Origin of the sequence: Streptomyces sp. NPDC001848 (assembly GCF_042891915.1) — a bacterium.
GTDB lineage: Bacteria > Actinomycetota > Actinomycetes > Streptomycetales > Streptomycetaceae > Streptomyces.
In genome coordinates, this window is record NZ_JBIATP010000003.1 from 294,820 (window position 1) to 312,522 (window position 17,703).

Annotated in this window: 16 protein-coding genes; 5 read left to right on the forward strand and 11 right to left on the reverse strand. The window is 72.2% G+C overall.

Translation table 11 applies throughout. From position 1 onward, the window contains the following. Positions 1-2 precede the first annotated feature (2 nt). From ACFYZJ_RS07530 to ACFYZJ_RS07565, 8 genes are all read right to left on the reverse strand, one after another. Positions 3-1,055, reverse strand: coding sequence for an NAD-dependent epimerase/dehydratase family protein (locus ACFYZJ_RS07530; protein ID WP_388563897.1), 1,053 nt, complete (start codon positions 1,053-1,055; stop codon positions 3-5). A gap of 78 nt (positions 1,056-1,133) precedes the next feature. After that, positions 1,134-1,520: a hypothetical protein gene (locus ACFYZJ_RS07535; RefSeq protein ID WP_388563899.1), complete on the reverse strand. Its 387-nt coding sequence runs from the start codon at positions 1,518-1,520 to the stop codon at positions 1,134-1,136. Beyond that, positions 1,517-2,653, reverse strand: a complete 1,137-nt coding sequence (locus tag ACFYZJ_RS07540; RefSeq protein ID WP_388563901.1) for a molybdopterin-dependent oxidoreductase — start codon at positions 2,651-2,653, stop codon at positions 1,517-1,519. The genes ACFYZJ_RS07535 and ACFYZJ_RS07540 overlap by 4 nt, the downstream gene beginning before the upstream one ends. 78 nt (positions 2,654-2,731) lie before the next feature. Next, a complete protein-coding gene (locus tag ACFYZJ_RS07545) occupies positions 2,732-3,484 on the reverse strand; it encodes a metallophosphoesterase (RefSeq protein WP_388563903.1) in 753 nt (250 codons plus the stop codon). Next, positions 3,481-3,771, reverse strand: a complete 291-nt coding sequence (locus ACFYZJ_RS07550) for a BON domain-containing protein (protein WP_388563905.1) — start codon at positions 3,769-3,771, stop codon at positions 3,481-3,483. Before ACFYZJ_RS07550 ends, ACFYZJ_RS07545 begins: the two co-directional genes overlap by 4 nt. Beyond that, positions 3,768-4,451: a nucleotidyltransferase family protein gene (locus ACFYZJ_RS07555; protein WP_388563907.1), complete on the reverse strand. Its 684-nt coding sequence runs from the start codon at positions 4,449-4,451 to the stop codon at positions 3,768-3,770. The genes ACFYZJ_RS07550 and ACFYZJ_RS07555 overlap by 4 nt, the downstream gene beginning before the upstream one ends. A 141-nt stretch (positions 4,452-4,592) precedes the next feature. Further along, positions 4,593-5,831 (reverse strand): PP2C family protein-serine/threonine phosphatase, encoded by a 1,239-nt coding sequence (locus ACFYZJ_RS07560; protein ID WP_388563909.1) that lies wholly within the window; start codon positions 5,829-5,831, stop codon positions 4,593-4,595. A gap of 170 nt (positions 5,832-6,001) precedes the next feature. Next, a complete protein-coding gene (locus tag ACFYZJ_RS07565) occupies positions 6,002-7,978 on the reverse strand; it encodes an ABC transporter ATP-binding protein (RefSeq protein ID WP_388564539.1) in 1,977 nt (658 codons plus the stop codon). A 144-nt stretch (positions 7,979-8,122) separates the two neighbouring features. On the opposite strand from ACFYZJ_RS07565, the gene ACFYZJ_RS07570 reads away from it, so the two are divergent. The 5 genes from ACFYZJ_RS07570 to ACFYZJ_RS07590 all read left to right on the forward strand — a co-directional run bounded on the left by ACFYZJ_RS07570 (position 8,123) and on the right by ACFYZJ_RS07590 (position 13,987). Beyond that, a complete protein-coding gene (locus ACFYZJ_RS07570) occupies positions 8,123-9,085 on the forward strand; it encodes a YbhN family protein (protein WP_388563911.1) in 963 nt (320 codons plus the stop codon). Positions 9,086-9,159: 74 nt separating this feature from the next. Then, positions 9,160-9,924 (forward strand): crotonase/enoyl-CoA hydratase family protein, encoded by a 765-nt coding sequence (locus ACFYZJ_RS07575; RefSeq protein ID WP_388563913.1) that lies wholly within the window; start codon positions 9,160-9,162, stop codon positions 9,922-9,924. Positions 9,925-10,130: 206 nt separating this feature from the next. Next, complete coding sequence (locus ACFYZJ_RS07580) at positions 10,131-11,213, forward strand: mechanosensitive ion channel family protein (protein WP_388563915.1); 1,083 nt, start codon at positions 10,131-10,133, stop codon at positions 11,211-11,213. 48 nt (positions 11,214-11,261) lie between these two features. Then, complete coding sequence (locus ACFYZJ_RS07585; RefSeq protein WP_388563917.1) at positions 11,262-11,663, forward strand: DUF4186 domain-containing protein; 402 nt, start codon at positions 11,262-11,264, stop codon at positions 11,661-11,663. Between the two features lie 104 nt (positions 11,664-11,767). Continuing rightward, positions 11,768-13,987 (forward strand): NADP-dependent isocitrate dehydrogenase, encoded by a 2,220-nt coding sequence (locus ACFYZJ_RS07590; RefSeq protein WP_388563919.1) that lies wholly within the window; start codon positions 11,768-11,770, stop codon positions 13,985-13,987. A gap of 103 nt (positions 13,988-14,090) precedes the next feature. On the opposite strand, the gene ACFYZJ_RS07595 is transcribed toward ACFYZJ_RS07590, so the two are convergent. Genes ACFYZJ_RS07595 through ACFYZJ_RS07605 form a run of 3 tightly spaced genes read right to left on the reverse strand, consistent with a single transcriptional unit; the run spans position 14,091 to position 17,693 of the window. After that, positions 14,091-15,239, reverse strand: a complete 1,149-nt coding sequence (locus ACFYZJ_RS07595; protein WP_388563921.1) for an LLM class flavin-dependent oxidoreductase — start codon at positions 15,237-15,239, stop codon at positions 14,091-14,093. After that, a complete protein-coding gene (locus tag ACFYZJ_RS07600; protein WP_388563923.1) occupies positions 15,232-16,323 on the reverse strand; it encodes an LLM class flavin-dependent oxidoreductase in 1,092 nt (363 codons plus the stop codon). The genes ACFYZJ_RS07595 and ACFYZJ_RS07600 overlap by 8 nt, the downstream gene beginning before the upstream one ends. After that, complete coding sequence (locus ACFYZJ_RS07605; RefSeq protein ID WP_388563925.1) at positions 16,320-17,693, reverse strand: NtaA/DmoA family FMN-dependent monooxygenase; 1,374 nt, start codon at positions 17,691-17,693, stop codon at positions 16,320-16,322. Before ACFYZJ_RS07605 ends, ACFYZJ_RS07600 begins: the two co-directional genes overlap by 4 nt. Positions 17,694-17,703 lie beyond the last annotated feature (10 nt).

Below are 17,703 nucleotides of genomic sequence, written 5' to 3' on the forward strand. Positions count from 1 at the left end.
CGTCAGCCGGCACGCAAGGGTGCCGCCGCGAACTCCTCCATTCCCTGCGCGAAGCGGATCTCCGGCTGCCAGCCCAGCTCCTCGCGCAGCCGGCGCGAGGAGGCGGTGATGTGGCGGACGTCGCCCAGCCGGTACTCCCCCGTCACGACGGGCATCGGGCCGCCGTACGCCGCGGCGAGTGCCGTCGCCGTCTCCCCCACGGTGTGCGGCTCGCCGCTGCCGACGTTGTACGCCCGGGCGGTGCCCTGCGGCAGGTGCTCCAGCCCGGTCAGGGCCGCGAGGTTGGCCCCCGCGACGTCCCGTACGTGGACGAAGTCCCGCCGTTGCCCGCCGTCCTCGAAGACGCGCGGAGCCTCACCGCGGGCGAGCGCGGAGCGGAAGAGGGAGGCGACTCCCGCGTAGGGGGTGTCGCGCGGCATGCCCGGCCCGTACACGTTGTGGTAGCGCAGCGCCGCGACCCGGCCGCCGGTCGCCCGCGCCCACGCGGCGGCCAGATGCTCCTGGGCCAGCTTGGTGGCCGCGTAGACGTTGCGCGGGTCGGCCGGGGCGTCCTCGTCCACCGGGCCGGACGCGAGCGGCTCGCCGCACACCGGGCAGGGCGGTTCGAAGCGCCCCGCCTCCAGGTCCGCCACGCGGCGCGGCCCCGGCCGTACGACACCGTGCCCGGCGCACTCGTACCGCCCCTCGCCGTACACCACCATGGAACTCGCCAGCAGCAGGCGGTGTACCCCGGCCTCGGCCATGCCCGCGAGCAGCACGGCGGTGCCGAGGTCGTTGCAGCCGACGTAGGCGGGGGCGTCCGAGAGGTCCTTGCCGAGACCGACCATCGCGGCCTGGTGACAGACGGCGTCGACGCCGCGCAGGGCGTCGGCCACGGCCGCCGCGTCTCGGACGTCGGCATGTCGACGGTCGACGCCCTCAGGGATCGGCGGGGCCGTGCGATGGGCGGCGGGCAGCAGGGCGTCGAGCACGCGAACGGTGTGCCCGGCGCCGGCGAGGGCGGTGACGATGTGCGAGCCGATGAAGCCCGCGCCTCCGGTGACCAGGATCAGCATGAGCCGACCGTACGGCCGGGGACGGGCCGGTGGGCCGTGCGGAGCCGGCACGTCAGGGGTTCGTAAGGCCGCTGCGCCTCACTGCCGCCGCCCGCGCCGGGCGCGCAGCAGCGCCACCATGGCCGTGCCGACGACCACGCCCGCCAGCGCGAGCAACCAGTCACGCGGGTAGTCCAGCGGGAGCACCGAGGAGTTGGCCGGTTTCCCGGGGCGCAGCAGCACCGGCAGCGCGACCGCCGTCAGGGCGCCGGCGGTCAGCAACGCGCCGCGTACCGGCCCACGGGCCCGGCCACGCACCAGCAGCCACCCGGCAGCCAGCACCAGCGGGGCGATCAGCAGGTCGTGCAGGAGGGCGGCCCCGCCCAGCCACAGCAGCACGCCCGTCAGGTCGCCCGCGTCCGGCAGCAGGGCCGCTCCCACACCCATGAGCAGCACACCGACCACGCCCGTCACCCGGCGGATCACAGCAGGACCTCCAGCCGGCCGACCCACTTGGTCTGCAGGACACCGGGCCGGTTCGGGGCGATGACCCGGGCCGGGAAGCCGTGGTCGGGCGTGAGTTCCCGCCCGTTCAGGCGCAGCGCCAGGAGGGTCAGCGGGTCGTGGGCGTACACCTGCCCCATCTCGGAAACCCCGTATCCGCCCCGGGTCTGCAACGACACCACCCGCACCCCGGCGTGCGGCGGCGCGCCCGCCCGTCGGAGCAGGTCCGTCATGCGTACGCCGGTCCAGTGCGCCGACTTGCTCCAGCCCTCCACGCAGGCGATCGGCAGCACCGCCTCGTGCTGGGGCATGGCGCGCAGGTCGTCGAGCGTGAGTGCGTAGGGACGTGGTCCGGAGACGACCAGGCGCCACTGCGCGACGGAGATCCGGCCCACTCCGGCCGCGGCGGCCGTCCTGTTGACGGGCAGGCCCTGCGGGCCGTGGTCCGGGTGGCGGGGCGCGAGCAGGTCGAGGTCCTCCAGCGGGGTGAGGGCCTGGCCCACCGTGGTCAGCGTGACCGCTCCGGCCGCCGCCCCCACCGCGGCCAGCAGCGAGCGCCGGTCGAGGGCGTCCGGCGCGGGCAGCGCGAGCGTCCCCGGCGAGCGACGGCTCCAATGCGCCCGGATCTCGGGGTACTTGACCGCCAGGTGCAGGACCAGCGCCCCGGTCAGCAGCCAGGCCACCGCGTAGTGCGCGGGCACGAAGGAGAACGGCCAGGGGTACCACTGCGCGATGTTCAGCAGCCCGGTGACCGGCTCGAAGACGGCCGTGGCCACCAGCACCGCCACCGACAGCCGCTCCAGCGCGTGCCGCACCGACCGCACCGGCGGCCGGGTGAACAGCCGCGGATACACCGTCCACAGCTTGGCGAGCAGCAGCGGGAGCGCCGCGATGCCGGAAGCCACGTGCAGGCCCTGGGTGAGCCGGTAGCCCCACACCGGGCGGCTCGGCAGGTGGTCGGCGAGCCAGTGCGGCGGGTGCTGCAGGACGTGGCTGACCAGGCCGGTGACGAAGCACACCGCGAACGCCGCACCGAGCCACCGGCCGATCGAGGTCGCCGTACGGGCGTCATGCAGCCTGCCCCGGAAGACGGGCGGAGAGAAACGCTGTTCCATGGGCCCATGACACCGGCCGCGGGCCCGCCCCGGAACGCCCGAGCACCTTACGGAACAAGGACGTCCGGGGGCCGGTGCTCAGCCGGGGGCGCCGGCGCCCGCCGGTTCCCTCGTCCGCAGGTGGTAGACGCGGAAGGCCCGCCCGATGACCGGCTGGGCGACGTTGCGGACCTTGACGCCGCCGGTGGTCATGCCGTGTTCCGTGCCGGCGTGCGCGTGTCCGTGCACCGCGAGGTCCGCGCCGGCCGTGTCGATCGCCTCGGCCAGCAGATAGGTCCCGAGAAACGGGTAGATCTCCAGGGGTTCGCCGGCCAGCGTCTCCGGCACGGGCGAGTAGTGGGTGAGCGCGATCCGCGCGTCGCAGCCCTGCTCTCCCAGCTCCTCCAGGGCCTTGCGCAGGGCGTCGGCCGAGCGGCGCGAGGTCCGCACGAACTCCTTCATCAGTGCCTCGCCGAACTCCCCCGCGCTGCGGCCGACGAATCCGCCGCAGAACCCCTTGGTGCCGGCCACGCCGACGCGTGAGCCCCCGGCCTGCACCACGGTCCCCTCTCCTTCGAGGACCCGCGCTCCGCCGTCCCGGAGGATGGCGGTGACCTCTTCCGGCCGCTCGTCGTGGTGGTCGTGGTTGCCCAGCACCGCCACGACCGGGACCGCGAGGTCCTGGATCTCCCGGGCCACCACACGGGCCTCCTCGGGCGTGCCGTGGCGGGTGAGGTCCCCGGCCAGCAGCAGCAGGTCGGCGCACTCGGGCAGGGACTCGAACGCGGGCCGCAGCACTCCCTGGCTGTCGGCTCCCATGTGGATGTCCCCGACGGCTGCCACGCGGATCATGTGAGCTCCTCCGCCTGGTCGGGAGACGAGGCGTCCGCGACGACGATGTCGTAGTGGACCGGGATCCCGGCCAGTTCCTCGCGGACCATGCCGAGGATTTCGTCCCGGCACCGGGCGGAGGCGACCGTGCCGGTCAGCAGCACCGCCTCGCCGCGCACCTCGACCCGGACCCCCAGCTCTCCGGGGTGTCCCCCGGCCAGGTGTTCCAGGAGGTGGGCGACGCGGTACTCCGTGTTCAGAGCGGGTGCGGCACCGGGTGGTGCCTGCTCTCCGCCGTGCTGGGTCATGGTGCCTCCTTGCGCGGCGCTATGACGTTCAGGCGTTCGAGGAGGAAGAAGAAGGCGGCGGGCATGGGTTCGTCCCCACAGTCCTGCCGTACCCGCTCCCAGTCGACCTTCTCCCGCAGCGCGCGGGCGACGGGCAGGACCGCGCCGAAGTCGCAGTGGTGCTCGGAGAAGGCGGCGATCAGGCTCCACAGCAGGTCGGTGGGGGACAGCACGGGCATGCGCACCGAGGCGACGGAGAGCTCCTGTGCCCGGGCGAGCATGTCCGTGGTGACGGGGCGGTGCGCCAGCTCGAAGATGACGTCGATGTCCTGGTCGAAGCACTTGGCCTTGAGCAGCCAGTCCTCCGGCGGCCGGTAGACGGTCAGCCCGGCCTCGCTCAGCGTGTCCGCCACCGCTTCGGCGTCCTCGGGACGCACGCAGAAGTCGGCGTCGTGCTGCAGGTTCTGACTGCCGCCGTGGGCGTAGACGGCCACGCTTCCGGCCAGTGCGAACGTGTGTCCCTTGCTCTTCAGCACGGCACCGACCCGTTTGGTCGCCTCGAGGATCGCCTGATGGCGGTCGTGCGGCAGTTCCCGTTCCCCCGGATGCGGACCGGACCGTTCGGAATTCGTCGTCGCCGGACGCAGTTCACGCACCTCCGATCGCCTGGCAGGGGCCGCGTGATCCCCGTGCTGTGTCATGGCCACTCCATCACCGTCCCGGGCAGTGCCCGGTGCCGTCGCTCCCGGGCAGCTCTCCGTGCCCGTCTGAGTACCCGGTACTCCCTTCTCGACACAGAGCCGTCCGCGCCACCCTCCGTGGGGCGGACGGGGCCTGGGGGGTCACAGCCGGGCGACGACCAGGGCGATGTCGTCGCGAGCGCCGCCCGCCACGCCCAGCCGGGCCAGCAGGGTGTCGGCGAGGCGTTCCGGGCTGAGTGAGCACTCGCGGCACAGGACCTCCTTCAGGCGGTCCAGGCCCGCTTCTATGCTCTGGTCGCGGCGTTCGATCAGCCCGTCGGTGTAGAGCACGAGGGTGTCGCCGGGGGTGTAGGTCTGGCCGGCCTGAGGCCGGGGCACATGCTGGGGCCGGGCGCCCAGCGGCGGGTCGGTGGCCCGGTCCAGCACCTCGCAGCTGCCGTCCGCATGGACGAGAATCGGTGGCGGGTGACCCGCGCTGCTGTAGATGAGCAACTGGCTGCGGGGTTCCACCATCACCTTGACGACGGTGGTGTTCAGCGCGCCCTCGACCGAGCGGGCGTACAGGCCCAGCACCTCCAGGGCCTGCGCGGGCCGCTCCAGGGCGCGGGTGGCCGCGCTGAGCGCGCTGCGGAGCATGCCCATGACGGCCGCGGCCTCCAGGCCGTGGCCGACGACGTCGCCGACGGCCACCGCGAAGCGCTCGTCGGGCAGGTCGACCAGGTCGTACCAGTCACCGCACACGTTCAGCGAGCCGGTGGCGGGCAGATAGCGCACGGCGACGTTCTCGTGGTGGGCGAGGTCGGGAGACTGAAGCATGGCCTCCTGCAGGGTGAGGGCCACCACGCGCTCCCGCCGGTGGGCCTGGCGCAGCTCCTCGTTCAGCCGCTGCAGCTCGCGCGCCCGCGCGTACAGCTCGGCCTCCAGGGCCTCGCGCTCGTTCAGCTTGTCCGACAGCCGCCACTTGCGCGCGTTGTGGGTCTGGACGTACTCCGTCACGTCCTCCACCCGGTGGATGATCGAGCCCACGCTGCCGTCCGGCCGGAGGATCGGCGTGTTGACCGGGGACCACCACCGCTCCTCGAAGACCCCGGGGTGGCCCATGATCGGGATGTCGTACTTCTGCAGCGCCATGGTGTCGGGCTGCCGGCTGACCAGGACCCGGTGCAGCGAGGCGTTCAGGTTCCGCACGCCGTCGGCGTCGGGGTCGTTCGGGTTGTCCGGGAAGGCGTCGAAGACGTGCCGTCCGATGAGGTCCTCGCGCGTCCGCCTGGTCGCGTCCAGGTAGGCCTGGTTGACCTCCACGATGACGAGGTCGGTGCCCAGCACCAGGTAGGGGCTCGGTGTGGCGGCGAACAGGGCCGCGTAGTCGATGTCCTGCATCGTCACCGTCTCCCTTCCCGCCCCTCCCCTGGTGCCCGCCCCTCAACGCTACGGTCATCGCAGGTCGGGCGCCCACCGCGAGGGCGACGGCACCGGCCGCAGGGCCCCGGGCTTCGTGCCACGGCCGCGGGGCCCCGGGCTTCGTGCCACCGCCACAGAACCGTCGGGGCCTATGCCACAGCCTCCGCCGCCGTGTCCGGCCGGGTCTGCGCCGCCGTCTCCGTCCGCGCCCCCGTGCGCGGCTCCGTCTGCGGCCCCGACCCGGGCTCCGACTGCGGCTCCAACCGTGGGACCGTCCTCTCGAACTGGGTCCGGTACAGCTCCGTGTACCTGCCGCCCGCCGCGAGGAGCTGCTCGTGCGTGCCCCGCTCCACGATCCGCCCGGCCTCGACCACGAGGATCAGGTCTGCGGCCCGCACGGTGGACAACCGGTGGGCGATGACCACGGCGGTGCGGCCCTGAAGCGCCTCCGTCAGGGCTTCCTGGACGGCCGCCTCGGAGGTGTTGTCCAGGTGGGCGGTGGCCTCGTCGAGGATGACGACGCGCTGCCGGGCCAGCAGCAGGCGCGCGATGGTCAGCCGCTGGCGTTCGCCGCCGGAGAGGCGGTAGCCGCGCTCGCCGACGACGGTGTCGAGCCCGTCGGGCAGGGAGCGTACGAGGTCGTCGAGGCGGGCCCGGCGCAGTACGTCCCACAGCTCCTCCTCGGTGGCGTCCGGGCGGGCCAGCAGGAGGTTGGCGCGGACCGTGTCGTGGAACAGGTGACCGTCCTGGGTGACCATGCCGAGGGTCGCGCGCAGCGACGCGGCGCCGATCTCTCGGACGTCGACGCCACCGACGCGGACGGCACCCTCGTCCACGTCGTACAGCCGGGGCAGCAGGGCGGCGATGGTCGACTTCCCGGCTCCGGAGGAGCCCACGAGGGCGACGGTCTGCCCGGCTTCGGCGCGGAAGGACACACCGTGCAGGACCTCGGCGCCACCGCGGGTGTCCAGGGTCGCCACCTCCTCCAGGGAGGCGAGGGAGACCTTGTCGGCCGCCGGATAGGCGAACCGGACGTCCTCGAACTCCACCGCCACCGGTCCGTCGGGGACCTGCCGGGCGTCCGGCCTGTCCTCGATGAGCGGCTTGAGGTCCAGCACCTCGAAGACGCGCTCGAAGCTGACCAGGGCGCTCATGACCTCGACGCGCGCCCCGGCGAGGGAGGTGAGCGGGGCGTAGAGCCGGGTGAGCAGCAGGGCGAGGGAGACGACCGACCCCGCCTGCAGCGAACCGCGCAGGGCGAACCAGCCGCCGAGGCCGTAGACCAGGGCGAGTGCCAGCGCCGAGACGAGGGTGAGCGCGGTGATGAACGCGGACTGCGCCATCGCCGTGCGCACCCCGATGTCCCGCACCCGCCGGGCGCGCGCCGCGAACTCGGCGGACTCCTCGGCGGGCCGCCCGAAGAGCTTCACCAGCGTCGCGCCCGGCGCGGAGAACCGCTCGGTCATCCGGGTGCCCATGGCCGCGTTGAGGCCCGCGGCCTCCCGCTGCAACCGGGCCATGCGGCGGCCCGTGCGCCGGGCCGGGACCACGAAGACCGGCAGCAGGACCAGGGCGAGCAGGGTGATCTGCCAGGACAGGGTCAGCATCACGGCGAGCGTGAGCAGCAGCGTGACCACGTTGCCGACGACCCCGGACAGCGTGTTGCTGAAGGCCCGCTGGGCGCCGATGACGTCGTTGTTGAGACGACTGACGAGCGCTCCCGTACGAGTACGTGTGAAGAACGCGACCGGCATGCGCTGCACATGATCGAACACAGCCGTCCGCAGATCGAGTATGAGCCCCTCCCCGAGCGTGGCCGAGAGCCAGCGGCCGAGGAGCCCGAGCGCCGCCTCGGCGAGCGCGATGACGGCGATGAGCGTCGACAGCCGTACGACCGTGCCACGGTCGCCGTGCGACACGATCGCGTCGACGACGCGGCCGGCGAGCACGGGCGTGGCGACGGCGAGGAGTGCGGTCAGCACACTCACCACGACGAACTGGGCGATGCGCCGTCGGTGCGGACGGGCGAACGCCCCGATGCGGCGCAGCGTGGCGCGGGCGAAGGGGCGGTGCTCCGCTTGCGCGGTCATGACACTGTGCAGCTGCTGCCAGGCGGTGGTCTCCATGCTCATGGGACCGACGGTAGAACCTCGAGCATCGTTGAGGTCAATGAGCGGCGCGTGGATTCTCCCGCGCCTTGCCCGGCGTGTCAGCCGCCGTCCTCGCGCACGCAACCTGGCGTTGGCGCGGTGCGGAGAACCTCTGCCGGTGTGACTGTCCTGCGTCTCCCTCAGGGACTCCCCAGACGTGTTCCGGTCCGCCAGGCGCTGTGTCTGCTCCCGCTCGTCCTCGTGACCGTGGTCGCGGTGCGGCACCGCTCGGTGCTCGCCGAGGGCTTCGGCCATCTTCGGGCGGCCGAGTGGCCGTGGCTGGTGGCCGCGGCCGGCACCACCTGTCTGACCTGGGTCGCGGCGGCTCTCACCCGGCAGGGCGCGGTGGTGCAGCGGCTGCCTCTGCGCCGGTTGCTCGCCACCCAGTTCGCGGCGGGCGCCGCCAACCACCTGCTGCCCACGGGTCTCGGCGCCGGTGCGGTCAACCTGCGGTTCATGACGGTGTGCGGGGTGCCGCTCGCCCGCTCCTCGGCGGCGCTCGCGCTGTATCTGCTCGCCGAGTCGGTCACCCGGGTCGGTCTGCTGCTGGCGCTGCTGATCGCCTTCCCGGACGCCCTCCACCTCGGCGGTCTCGTGCCCGCCTCGGCCGTCGGGCCGCTCCTCCTCGCGGCGGCCGGGGTGGTGTGCGTCGCGGTGGTGGTGCTGCTGCTGGTGCGGCGGGTACGGACGGCGGCGTGGTCCTTCCTGCGGACGGCGCTCTGCGAGGCCCGCTCGGTGCACACCCGCCCCGCCCGGGCTCTCGCCCTGTGGGGCGGCTCGCTGGCCTTTCCCGCGCTGCAGGCGGCCGGGCTCGCCGCGGTGGGGCGGGCGCTGTCGCTTCCGGTGCCGCCCGTGCACATGGCGGTGGCGTATCTGGCGGCGACGGTCGCGGTCGCCGTGGTCCCCACCCCGGGTGGCATCGGCTCGGTGGAGGCGGCCCTGGTGGTCGCCCTGGTCGCGGCGGGCGGCCCGGCGGCCGTGGCGACGGCGGTGGTTCTGGCGTACCGGATCATCACCGTGTGGCTGCCGCTGCTGCCGGGGGCGCTGACGCTGGGGGCGTTGGTGCGGCTGAGGGTGATCTGACCCGGGACGGCCGGCGTACTCGGGAGTAACGTCAGGACCTCTCACTCCCAGGAGCCGTCCGAAAGGGGCAGCCGATGCCGGTCCGCGTCGAACGTCAGGGGCACGTCTTCACGGTCGTCCTCTCCCGCCCCGAGGCCCGCAACGCGGTGGACGGGCCGACGGCCGCCGAACTGGCCGCCGCATTCCGGGAGTTCGAGGCGGACGAGACGGCGCGGGTGGCGGTGCTGTGGGGGGAGGGCGGGACGTTCTGCGCGGGTGCCGATCTGAAGGCGATCGGCACCGGGCGCGGCAACCGGGTCGCCGAGGACGGCGACGGTCCGATGGGCCCGACCCGGCTGAGGCTGTCCAAGCCGGCGATCGCGGCCGTCGCGGGGCACGCCGTGGCCGGAGGTCTCGAACTGGCGCTCTGGTGCGACCTGCGGGTGGCCGAGGAGGACGCGGTGTTCGGGGTGTTCTGCCGCCGCTGGGGCGTGCCGCTCATCGACGGCGGGACGGTCCGGCTGCCGCGGCTGATCGGCACCAGCCGGGCGATGGACATGATCCTCACCGGCCGTCCCGTGCCGGCCCGGGAGGCGCAGGAGATGGGGCTCGCCAACCGGGTCGTGCCGACGGGCCGGGCCCGCGCCGAGGCGGAGGAACTGGCCGCGGCGATCGCCGGCTTCCCGCAGGCCTGCCTGCGCGGCGACCGGGCCTCGGTGCTCGACCAGGAAGGGCTGGACGAGCGGGCGGCCCTGGGCGTCGAGCTCCGGTACGGCATGGGCGTACTGGCCCGGGGCCTGGAGGGTCCGGCGCGCTTCGCGGCGGGCGCGGGGCGGCACGGATCGTTCTCGGACACCTGACCACCGGGCGAATGTCGCGCCGCCAATGTCCGCTTCCCGCCGTCCCGGTGAGGGGACGTCACACTCATGCGGCAGGATGAATCCTCACTCCGGACGGCGAACACCTGTCCGGATGTGATCGTGCAATCCATGATTCGAGCAGGTGGCAAGGTGACGATTCCTCACTTCCGGCCCTGGGGCCTTTTCTCCCGTGCGGGAGGTGACCGGTGAACCGCGCTGTGACCCTGGACGACCTCATCCTCGCCGGGATCGCGCTGGCCGCGGGCTTCCTGGCGGCGTTCTCGTCGCGCACGCTGCTGCGCTGGCTGGCCAAGCACGCCAAGCGCACCCGCTGGAGCGGTGACGACGTGATCGTGGACGCGCTGCGCACGGTGGTGCCGTGGGCGGCGATCGCGGGCGGCGCGGCGGCCGCGGCCGCGGTGCTGCCGTTGACGCGGACGGTCCAGCGTCACGTCAACCAGAGCCTGACCGTGCTGCTCATCTTCGTGGTCACCCTCTCGGCGGCCCGGGTGATCGCCGGCCTGGTGCGGACGGTCACACAGTCCCGGTCCGGAGTGGCGGGATCGGCCACGATCTTCGTCAACATCACGCGGATACTGGTCCTGGCCATCGGCTTCCTGGTGGTGCTGCAGACGCTCGGCATCTCCATCGCGCCGCTGCTCACCGCACTGGGTGTCGGCGGTCTCGCAGTGGCGCTGGCCCTCCAGGACACCCTCGCGAACCTCTTCGCGGGCATCCACATCCTCGCCTCCAAGACCGTCCAGCCCGGCGACTACATCCGGCTGAGCAGCGGCGAGGAGGGTTATGTGGTGGACATCAACTGGCGGCAGACGACCGTCCGCCAGCTCTCCAACAACCTGGTCGTGATCCCCAACGGTCAGCTCGCCAAGACGAACATGACCAACTACACCCGTCCCGAGCAGCAGCTGACCGTGCTCGTCCAGGTCGGTGTCGCCTACGACAGCGACCTGGAGCACGTCGAGAAGGTCACCATCGACGTCGTCGCCGAGGTGATGACGGAGATCGCCGGAGCGGTCCCGGACCATGAGCCGGCCGTCCGCTTCCACACCTTCGGCGACTCCCGGATCGGCTTCACGGTGATCCTCGGCGTCGGTGAGTTCAGTGACCAGTACCGGATCAAACACGAGTTCATCAAGCGCCTGCACAAGCGGTACCGGGCCGAGGGCATCCGCATTCCGGCGCCGACGCGGACGGTGGCGCTCCAGCAGGGCTCGGCCGTCATACCGCCGCAGCGCAGCGGCGAGGACAGGCTGACCGAGGCCGGTTAGCGCGGCTGGACGGAGTCGGGGAGCGGGCGGTTCTATGCTCGACGGAGCATGATGTCCTCGCCGCGACCCCCGACTCCCCCTCCGGCTTCCTCCTGGCTCGACCAGAAGCTGGACGCGATCGCGGGCCACCCGTTCCGCGCGAAGTTCCACCTGCGCGGGCGTGACCTGGCCACCGCCCGGCTGAAGGGTGCCGCCACGATCCGGTGGCACGCCTACGACCTGGTCGCCAAGCGGCTGGCGCCGGCCGAGCCGTACAAGGACGGGAAGCAGACTCCCTACCGGGGCCACCCGGTCTTCGTCGCCCAGCACGCGACCGCGACCTGCTGCCGTACCTGCCTGAAGCGCTGGCACGGAATCCCCACGGGGCGCGAGCTGAGCCGCGCGGAGCGCGCCTACGTGGTGGACGTGATCTGCCGGTGGATCGAGCGCGAGGTGGCGGCGGCCTGCTGAGATCGGCGCCGGAGGCGTCCGTGGCGCAGGCCACTGTCGAGCGGGGTCCGCCTACGAGATATCTTGATGTCGAGCAATGTTGCAGACGTGGAGCGGAGCACCCGGTGACTGACTCGACCATCATCTACACGCACACTGACGAGGCCCCGGCCCTGGCGACGTATTCCTTCCTGCCGGTGGTCAAGGCCTACGCCGGGAAGGCGGGCGTCGCCGTCGAGACCCGTGACATCTCGCTGGCCGGGCGCATCCTCGCGGTCTTCCCGGAGTACCTGGAGGAGGACCAGCGGATCAACGACGACCTGACCGAGCTGGGCGAGCTGGCCAAGACCCCGGCGGCCAACATCATCAAGCTGCCGAACATCTCGGCGTCCGTACCGCAGCTGAAGGCGGCCATCGCCGAGCTGCAGGGCAAGGGCTACGCGCTGCCGGAGTACCCGGACGAGCCGAAGACCGACGAGGAGCGGGAGATCCGCGCCCGTTACGACAAGGTCAAGGGCTCCGCCGTGAACCCGGTGCTGCGCGAGGGGAACTCCGACCGCCGCGCCCCCGCCTCGGTCAAGAACTACGCCAAGACCCACCCGCACCGCATGGGCGCCTGGAACCCCGAGTCCAGGACGAACGTGGCGACCATGGGCGTGGACGACTTCCGCTCCACGGAGAAGTCCGTGGTGATCTCCGAGGCCGGTTCGCTGCGCATCGAACTGAAGGGCGACGACGGCTCGACCACCGTGCTGCGCGAGTCCGTGCCGGTCCTCGAGGGCGAGGTCGTCGACGCCTCCGTGATGCGTGTCGGCGCCCTGCGCGAGTTCCTCACGGCGCAGGTCGCCAAGGCCAAGGAGGAGGGCGTCCTGTTCTCCGTGCACCTGAAGGCCACGATGATGAAGGTCTCCGACCCGATCATCTTCGGTCACGTGGTGCGCGCCTTCTTCCCGAAGACGTTCGCGAAGTACGGCGAGACGTTCGCCGCGGCCGGTCTGACCCCGAACGACGGTCTGGGCGGCATCTTCAAGGGCCTCGAGGCCCTGCCGAACGGCGAGGAGATCAAGGCCTCCTTCGACGCCGAGCTCGCCGAGGGCCCGGACCTGGCCATGGTCGACTCCGACAAGGGCATCACCAACCTGCACGTCCCGTCCGACGTGATCGTCGACGCCTCCATGCCGGCCATGATCCGCACCTCCGGCCACATGTGGGGCCCGGACGGCCAGGAGCACGACACCCTCGCGGTCCTGCCGGACTCCAGCTACGCGGGCGTCTACCAGGCCGTGATCGAGGACTGCAAGGCCAACGGTGCCTACGACCCGGCCACCATGGGCTCCGTCCCGAACGTCGGCCTCATGGCGCAGAAGGCCGAGGAGTACGGCAGCCACGACAAGACCTTCGAGATCCCGACCACGGGCACGGTCCGCCTGGTCGACGGCAGCGGCAACGTGGTCATCGAGCAGACGGTCTCCGCCGGTGACATCTTCCGCGCCTGCCAGACCAAGGACGCCCCGATCAAGGACTGGGTGAAGCTGGCCGTCACCCGCGCCCGCGCCACCGGCGACCCGGCCGTCTTCTGGCTGGACGAGACCCGCGCCCACGACGCCAACCTGATCGCCAAGGTCAAGCAGTACCTGCCGGAGCACGACACCGAGGGCCTGGACATCCGTATCCTGTCCCCCGTCGAGGCGACCAAGCTGTCCGTGCAGCGCATCCGCCGCGGCGAGAACACCATCTCCGTCACCGGCAACGTGCTGCGCGACTACCTGACCGACCTCTTCCCGATCCTGGAGCTGGGCACCAGCGCCAAGATGCTGTCGGTCGTCCCGCTGATGGCGGGCGGCGGCCTGTTCGAGACCGGCGCCGGCGGCTCCGCCCCGAAGCACGTCCAGCAGCTGGTCAAGGAGAACTACCTGCGCTGGGACAGCCTCGGTGAGTTCTTCGCCCTGGTGCCGTCCTTGGAGCAGTACGCGAAGGTCACCGGCAACGCCCGGGCCCAGGTCCTGGCCGACACCCTCGACCGCGCCACGGCGACCTTCCTCAACGAGGACAAGTCCCCGACCCGTCGCGTCGGCGGCATCGACAACCGCGGCAGCCACTTCTACCTGTCCCTGTACTGGGCGCAGGAGCTGGCGAAGCAGACCGACGACGCGGAGCTGGCCAAGGCGTTCGCCCCGCTCGCCGAGACGCTGCTGGCCAACGAGCAGAAGATCGTCGAGGAGCTGATCGCCGTCCAGGGCAAGCCGGCCGACATCGGCGGCTACTACCAGCCCGACCCGGCGAAGGCGGCCGAGGTCATGCGCCCGTCGGCGACCTGGAACGAGGCGCTGGCGTCCCTGAGCTGACCGGAGGGGCGTGAGCCCCTCCCCACTCCGTTGCCCCCGTCCGGGACCCGTCCCGGACGGGGGCAGTGCCGTTCCGGTCGTCTTCCGAAGGGGCTCTTGAGCATCAGCCGGTCCGGAAGGAGTGACCCCGTCGCCGCCATTCCCGAGCGAGCAGTTCGTACGACCTCACGCGGTCCGCGTGGTCGTGCGTGATCGTCGTGATCAGCAACTCGTCCGCGCCGGTGGCCTCCTGGAGCTGCTCCAGCCGGTCCGCCACCCGGCCGGGCGAGCCGACGAACTGTGTGTCGACCCGGTCCTGGACCAGCGCCCGGTCCTCGTCGCTCCACCGGTGGGCGCGCGCCTCGTCCGGCGTCGGGAACGGGATGGCGCCCTCGGCGGTGCGGATGCCGCGCACCCACAGGGCGTAGCCGGTGGCGAGTTCGCGTGCCGTCTCGTCGTCCTCGGCGACGACCACGTCGGCCGAGACGCTGACGTGGGGCTTGTCGAGGAACTCGGACGGCTGGAACCACGACCGGTAGCCGTCCACCGCCTCCAGCACCGTGGCGGGGCTGACGTGGTAGTTCGCCGCGAAGCGCAGACCGCGGGCGCCCGCGACCTCCGCGCTCTGCCCGCCGCTGCTGCCCAGGATCCACACCTCCACCTCGGCGCCCTCCCCCGGCACGACGTGCGCCTCGACGCCCTCCGGGGAGCGGTAGGTGCCGGCCAGCAGCGCGAGGATGTCGTCGATCTGCTCGGCGTAGTCCTGCGATGCGGCGTTCGGCAGCAGGAGCAGCCTGCGCTGCAGGGCGATGCGGGGCGAGCCGAGGAGGCGCTCGAAGGAGAAGCGGGGCGGGATGAGGAGGCCGTTCGGGGCGCGGCCGTCGACGACCGGGGTCGCCGTGGCGACCGGGGTGGTCCTCTCGCCGGGCGGGCTGCCGCCCGAGCGGCCCAGGCCCAGATCGAGGCGGCCGGGGTGCAGCGCGTCGATCAGACCGAACTCCTCGACCGTGGACAGCGCGGTGCGGTGCCCGAGCTGGACGGCGCCGGAGCCGAGCCGGATGGTCGAGGTCGCGGAGGCGGTCAGCGCCAGGACGACCGCCGGGGAGGTGCCCGCGACGCCCGGGTTGAGGTGGTGCTCGGCGAACCAGTAGCGGGCGTAACCGAGGCGTTCGGCCTGCTGGGCCAGGTCGATGGAGTTGCGCAGGGCGTCCGCCGCGGTGGATCCGGAGGGGACGGGGACCAGGTCGAGGACGCCGAGGGGGATGTCAGACACGAGCGGGCTCCTCGTCGACCTGTTGTGCCGGAAGCACCGGTCCCCAGGTGAACGGCGGGTCCGGGATCTCCCGGCGAAGCACCGGGGCGACCGCGGACTGGAAGAGCTCCAGGGACCTGCGGTGCTGACTGGTCGTCAGGCCGCTGGCGTCCGCGTGCAGATGGACCACCGTGTGCCCGAACTGCTCGTGGTAGCGGTGCACCTTGTCGATGACCTGCTGCGGGCTGCCGATCAGGGCCGAGCTGCGCTCGACGAAGTCCTCGAGCGTCTCGAAGACCACGGGCAGGCCGGCCTTCTTGAAGAAGGCCAGGTTGGCCTCGAAGACGGGCCGGTAGGCCGCCAGCGCCTGTTGGGTGGTGGGCGCGACGCAGACGCCCGCCGTACCCGCGCCGACTGCGATCTTCGCCGGATCGTGGCCGTGGTGCTCCCAGCGCTCGCGGTAGTGGCGGATCAACTCGGCGTACGGCTCGATGGGGTTGGTGACGTTGGCCGAGAACAGCGGGTCGCCGTAGCGGGCGGCGAGGTCGACCGACTCCTTGCTGGTGGCGCTGCCGTGCCAGACCCGGATGGGCCGCTGGTAGGGCCGCGGCCACACCTCGGCGTCCTTCAGCGGCGGGCGGAAGCGGGTGTCGGCGGTCACCCTGTCCTGCCGCCAGATCTGCCGGAACACCTCGTAGCTCTCGGCGTTGCGGTCCCACTGGTCCTCGGGCGTGACGTGGAACAGCTCGCGCTGGGCGGCGCCGTTGCCCTTGCCGATGATCAGTTCCAGCCGTCCGTCGGACAGATGGTCCAGCGTCGCGTAGTCCTCGTAGGCGCGGACCGGGTCCAGCAGGCTGAGCGTCGTCACGGCGGTGAAGAGCCGGATGCGCCGGGTGCGGGCGGCGACGTGGCTGAGCACGACGGTCGGCGAGGAGGAGATGAACGGCCGCTCGTGCCGCTCCCCCACGCCGAAGCCGTCGAAGCCCAGCTCCTCGGCGAGCAGGGCGTCGTCGAGGACCTCGCGGAAGCGGTCGTGGGTCGGCTTGAGCACGCCCGTGACCGGGTCCGGGCGGTGCACGATCAGGGTGATGGCGAGGAACTTCACGACGCCGCCCGCTCGTCGCGCGCCTCGTCGGGGTGGGCCAGGCCCAGGTGGTCGCGCAGGGTGGTGCCCTCGTAGTCGGCGCGGAAGACCCCCTGCTCCTGCAGGAGCGGCACGACCTTGTCGGCGAACGGGTCCAGACCGCCCGGGGTGATGTGCGGGACCAGGATGAAGCCGTCGGACGCGTCGGCCTGGACGAACTCGTTGATGGTCTTCGCGACGGTGGACGGGGAGCCGACGAAGGTCTGCCGGTTGCCGGTGTTGATGACGAGGTCGCGGATGGACCAGTTGTTGGCGGCGGCCAGCTCCCGCCACTCACGCGCGGTGGCCAGCGGGTCGCGGTACATGCGCACCTGGGCACGGCCGCGGGAGATGTGCTCCTCGCTCACGTTCGGGTCGACGTCGGGCAGCGGGCCGTCCGGGTCGTACGCCGACAGGTCCCGGTTCCAGACGAACTCCAGGTGCTTGATGGCCGTGGCGCCGCTGACCTGTTGCCGGCGCACCTCGCGGGCCAGCTCCTCGGCCTCCGCGTCGGTGTCGCCGAGGACGAAGGTCGCGGCGGGCAGGATGAGCAACTGGTGCGGTCGACGGCCGTACTTGGCCAGACGGCTCTTGACGTCGGTGTAGAAGGCCTGGCCCGCCTCAAGGGTGGCGTGCCGGCTGAAGATGGCGTCGGCACTGGAGGCGGCGAACTCGCGGCCCTCCTCGGAGTCGCCCGCCTGGAAGATGACCGGGCGCCCCTGGGGGCTGCGCGGGACGTTGAACCGGCCGTGGATGTCGAAGTGCTTGCCCTGGTGGACGAAGGCGCCGGCCTTCGCGTCGCGCAGGAACGTCCCGGTGGCCTGGTCGGCGACGATCTCGTCCCCCTGCCAGGAGTCGAAGAGCTCGTTCGCCGTGGCCAGGAACTCCTTGGCGCGCGAGTAGCGCTCCTCCTGCGGCAGGAAGCCGCCGCGGCGGAAGTTCTCGCCGGTGAAGGCGTCCCACGAGGTGACGACGTTCCACGCCGAGCGACCGCCGGAGAGGTGGTCGAGGCTGGCGAACTGGCGGGCCACCTCATACGGTTCGTTGAAGGTGGAGTTGATGGTGCCGGTCAGGCCGAGCCGGTCGGTGACGGCGGCGAGCGCGGCGAGCACGGTGAAGGTGTCGGGGCGGCCCACGACGTCCAGGTCGTAGATCTTTCCGCCCTGTTCACGGAGCCTGAGGCCCTCGGCGAGGAACAGGAAGTCGAACTTGGCGCGTTCGGCGGTCCGCGCGAAGTGTGCGAAGGAGCTGAACTCGATGTGGCTGCCGGCCCGCGGGTCGCTCCACACGGTGGTGTTGTTGACGCCGGGGAAGTGGGCGGCCAGGTGGATCTGCTTCAGCGGCTTGGTCATGGTGGTGACG

What these genes read in the sequence shown, in the direction of transcription:
- ACFYZJ_RS07555 (WP_388563907.1), bottom strand. Translation starts at nt 4,451, where the DNA reads ATGACACAGCACGGGGATCACGCGGCCCCTGCCAGGCGATCGGAGGTG.
- ACFYZJ_RS07585 (WP_388563917.1), top strand. Translation starts at nt 11,262, where the DNA reads ATGATGTCCTCGCCGCGACCCCCGACTCCCCCTCCGGCTTCCTCCTGG.
- ACFYZJ_RS07530 (WP_388563897.1), bottom strand. Translation starts at nt 1,055, where the DNA reads ATGCTGATCCTGGTCACCGGAGGCGCGGGCTTCATCGGCTCGCACATC.
- ACFYZJ_RS07540 (WP_388563901.1), bottom strand. Translation starts at nt 2,653, where the DNA reads ATGGAACAGCGTTTCTCTCCGCCCGTCTTCCGGGGCAGGCTGCATGAC.
- ACFYZJ_RS07560 (WP_388563909.1), bottom strand. Translation starts at nt 5,831, where the DNA reads ATGCAGGACATCGACTACGCGGCCCTGTTCGCCGCCACACCGAGCCCC.
- ACFYZJ_RS07565 (WP_388564539.1), bottom strand. Translation starts at nt 7,978, where the DNA reads ATGGAGACCACCGCCTGGCAGCAGCTGCACAGTGTCATGACCGCGCAA.
- ACFYZJ_RS07605 (WP_388563925.1), bottom strand. Translation starts at nt 17,693, where the DNA reads ATGACCAAGCCGCTGAAGCAGATCCACCTGGCCGCCCACTTCCCCGGC.
- ACFYZJ_RS07575 (WP_388563913.1), top strand. Translation starts at nt 9,160, where the DNA reads ATGCCGGTCCGCGTCGAACGTCAGGGGCACGTCTTCACGGTCGTCCTC.
- ACFYZJ_RS07550 (WP_388563905.1), bottom strand. Translation starts at nt 3,771, where the DNA reads ATGACCCAGCACGGCGGAGAGCAGGCACCACCCGGTGCCGCACCCGCT.
- ACFYZJ_RS07545 (WP_388563903.1), bottom strand. Translation starts at nt 3,484, where the DNA reads ATGATCCGCGTGGCAGCCGTCGGGGACATCCACATGGGAGCCGACAGC.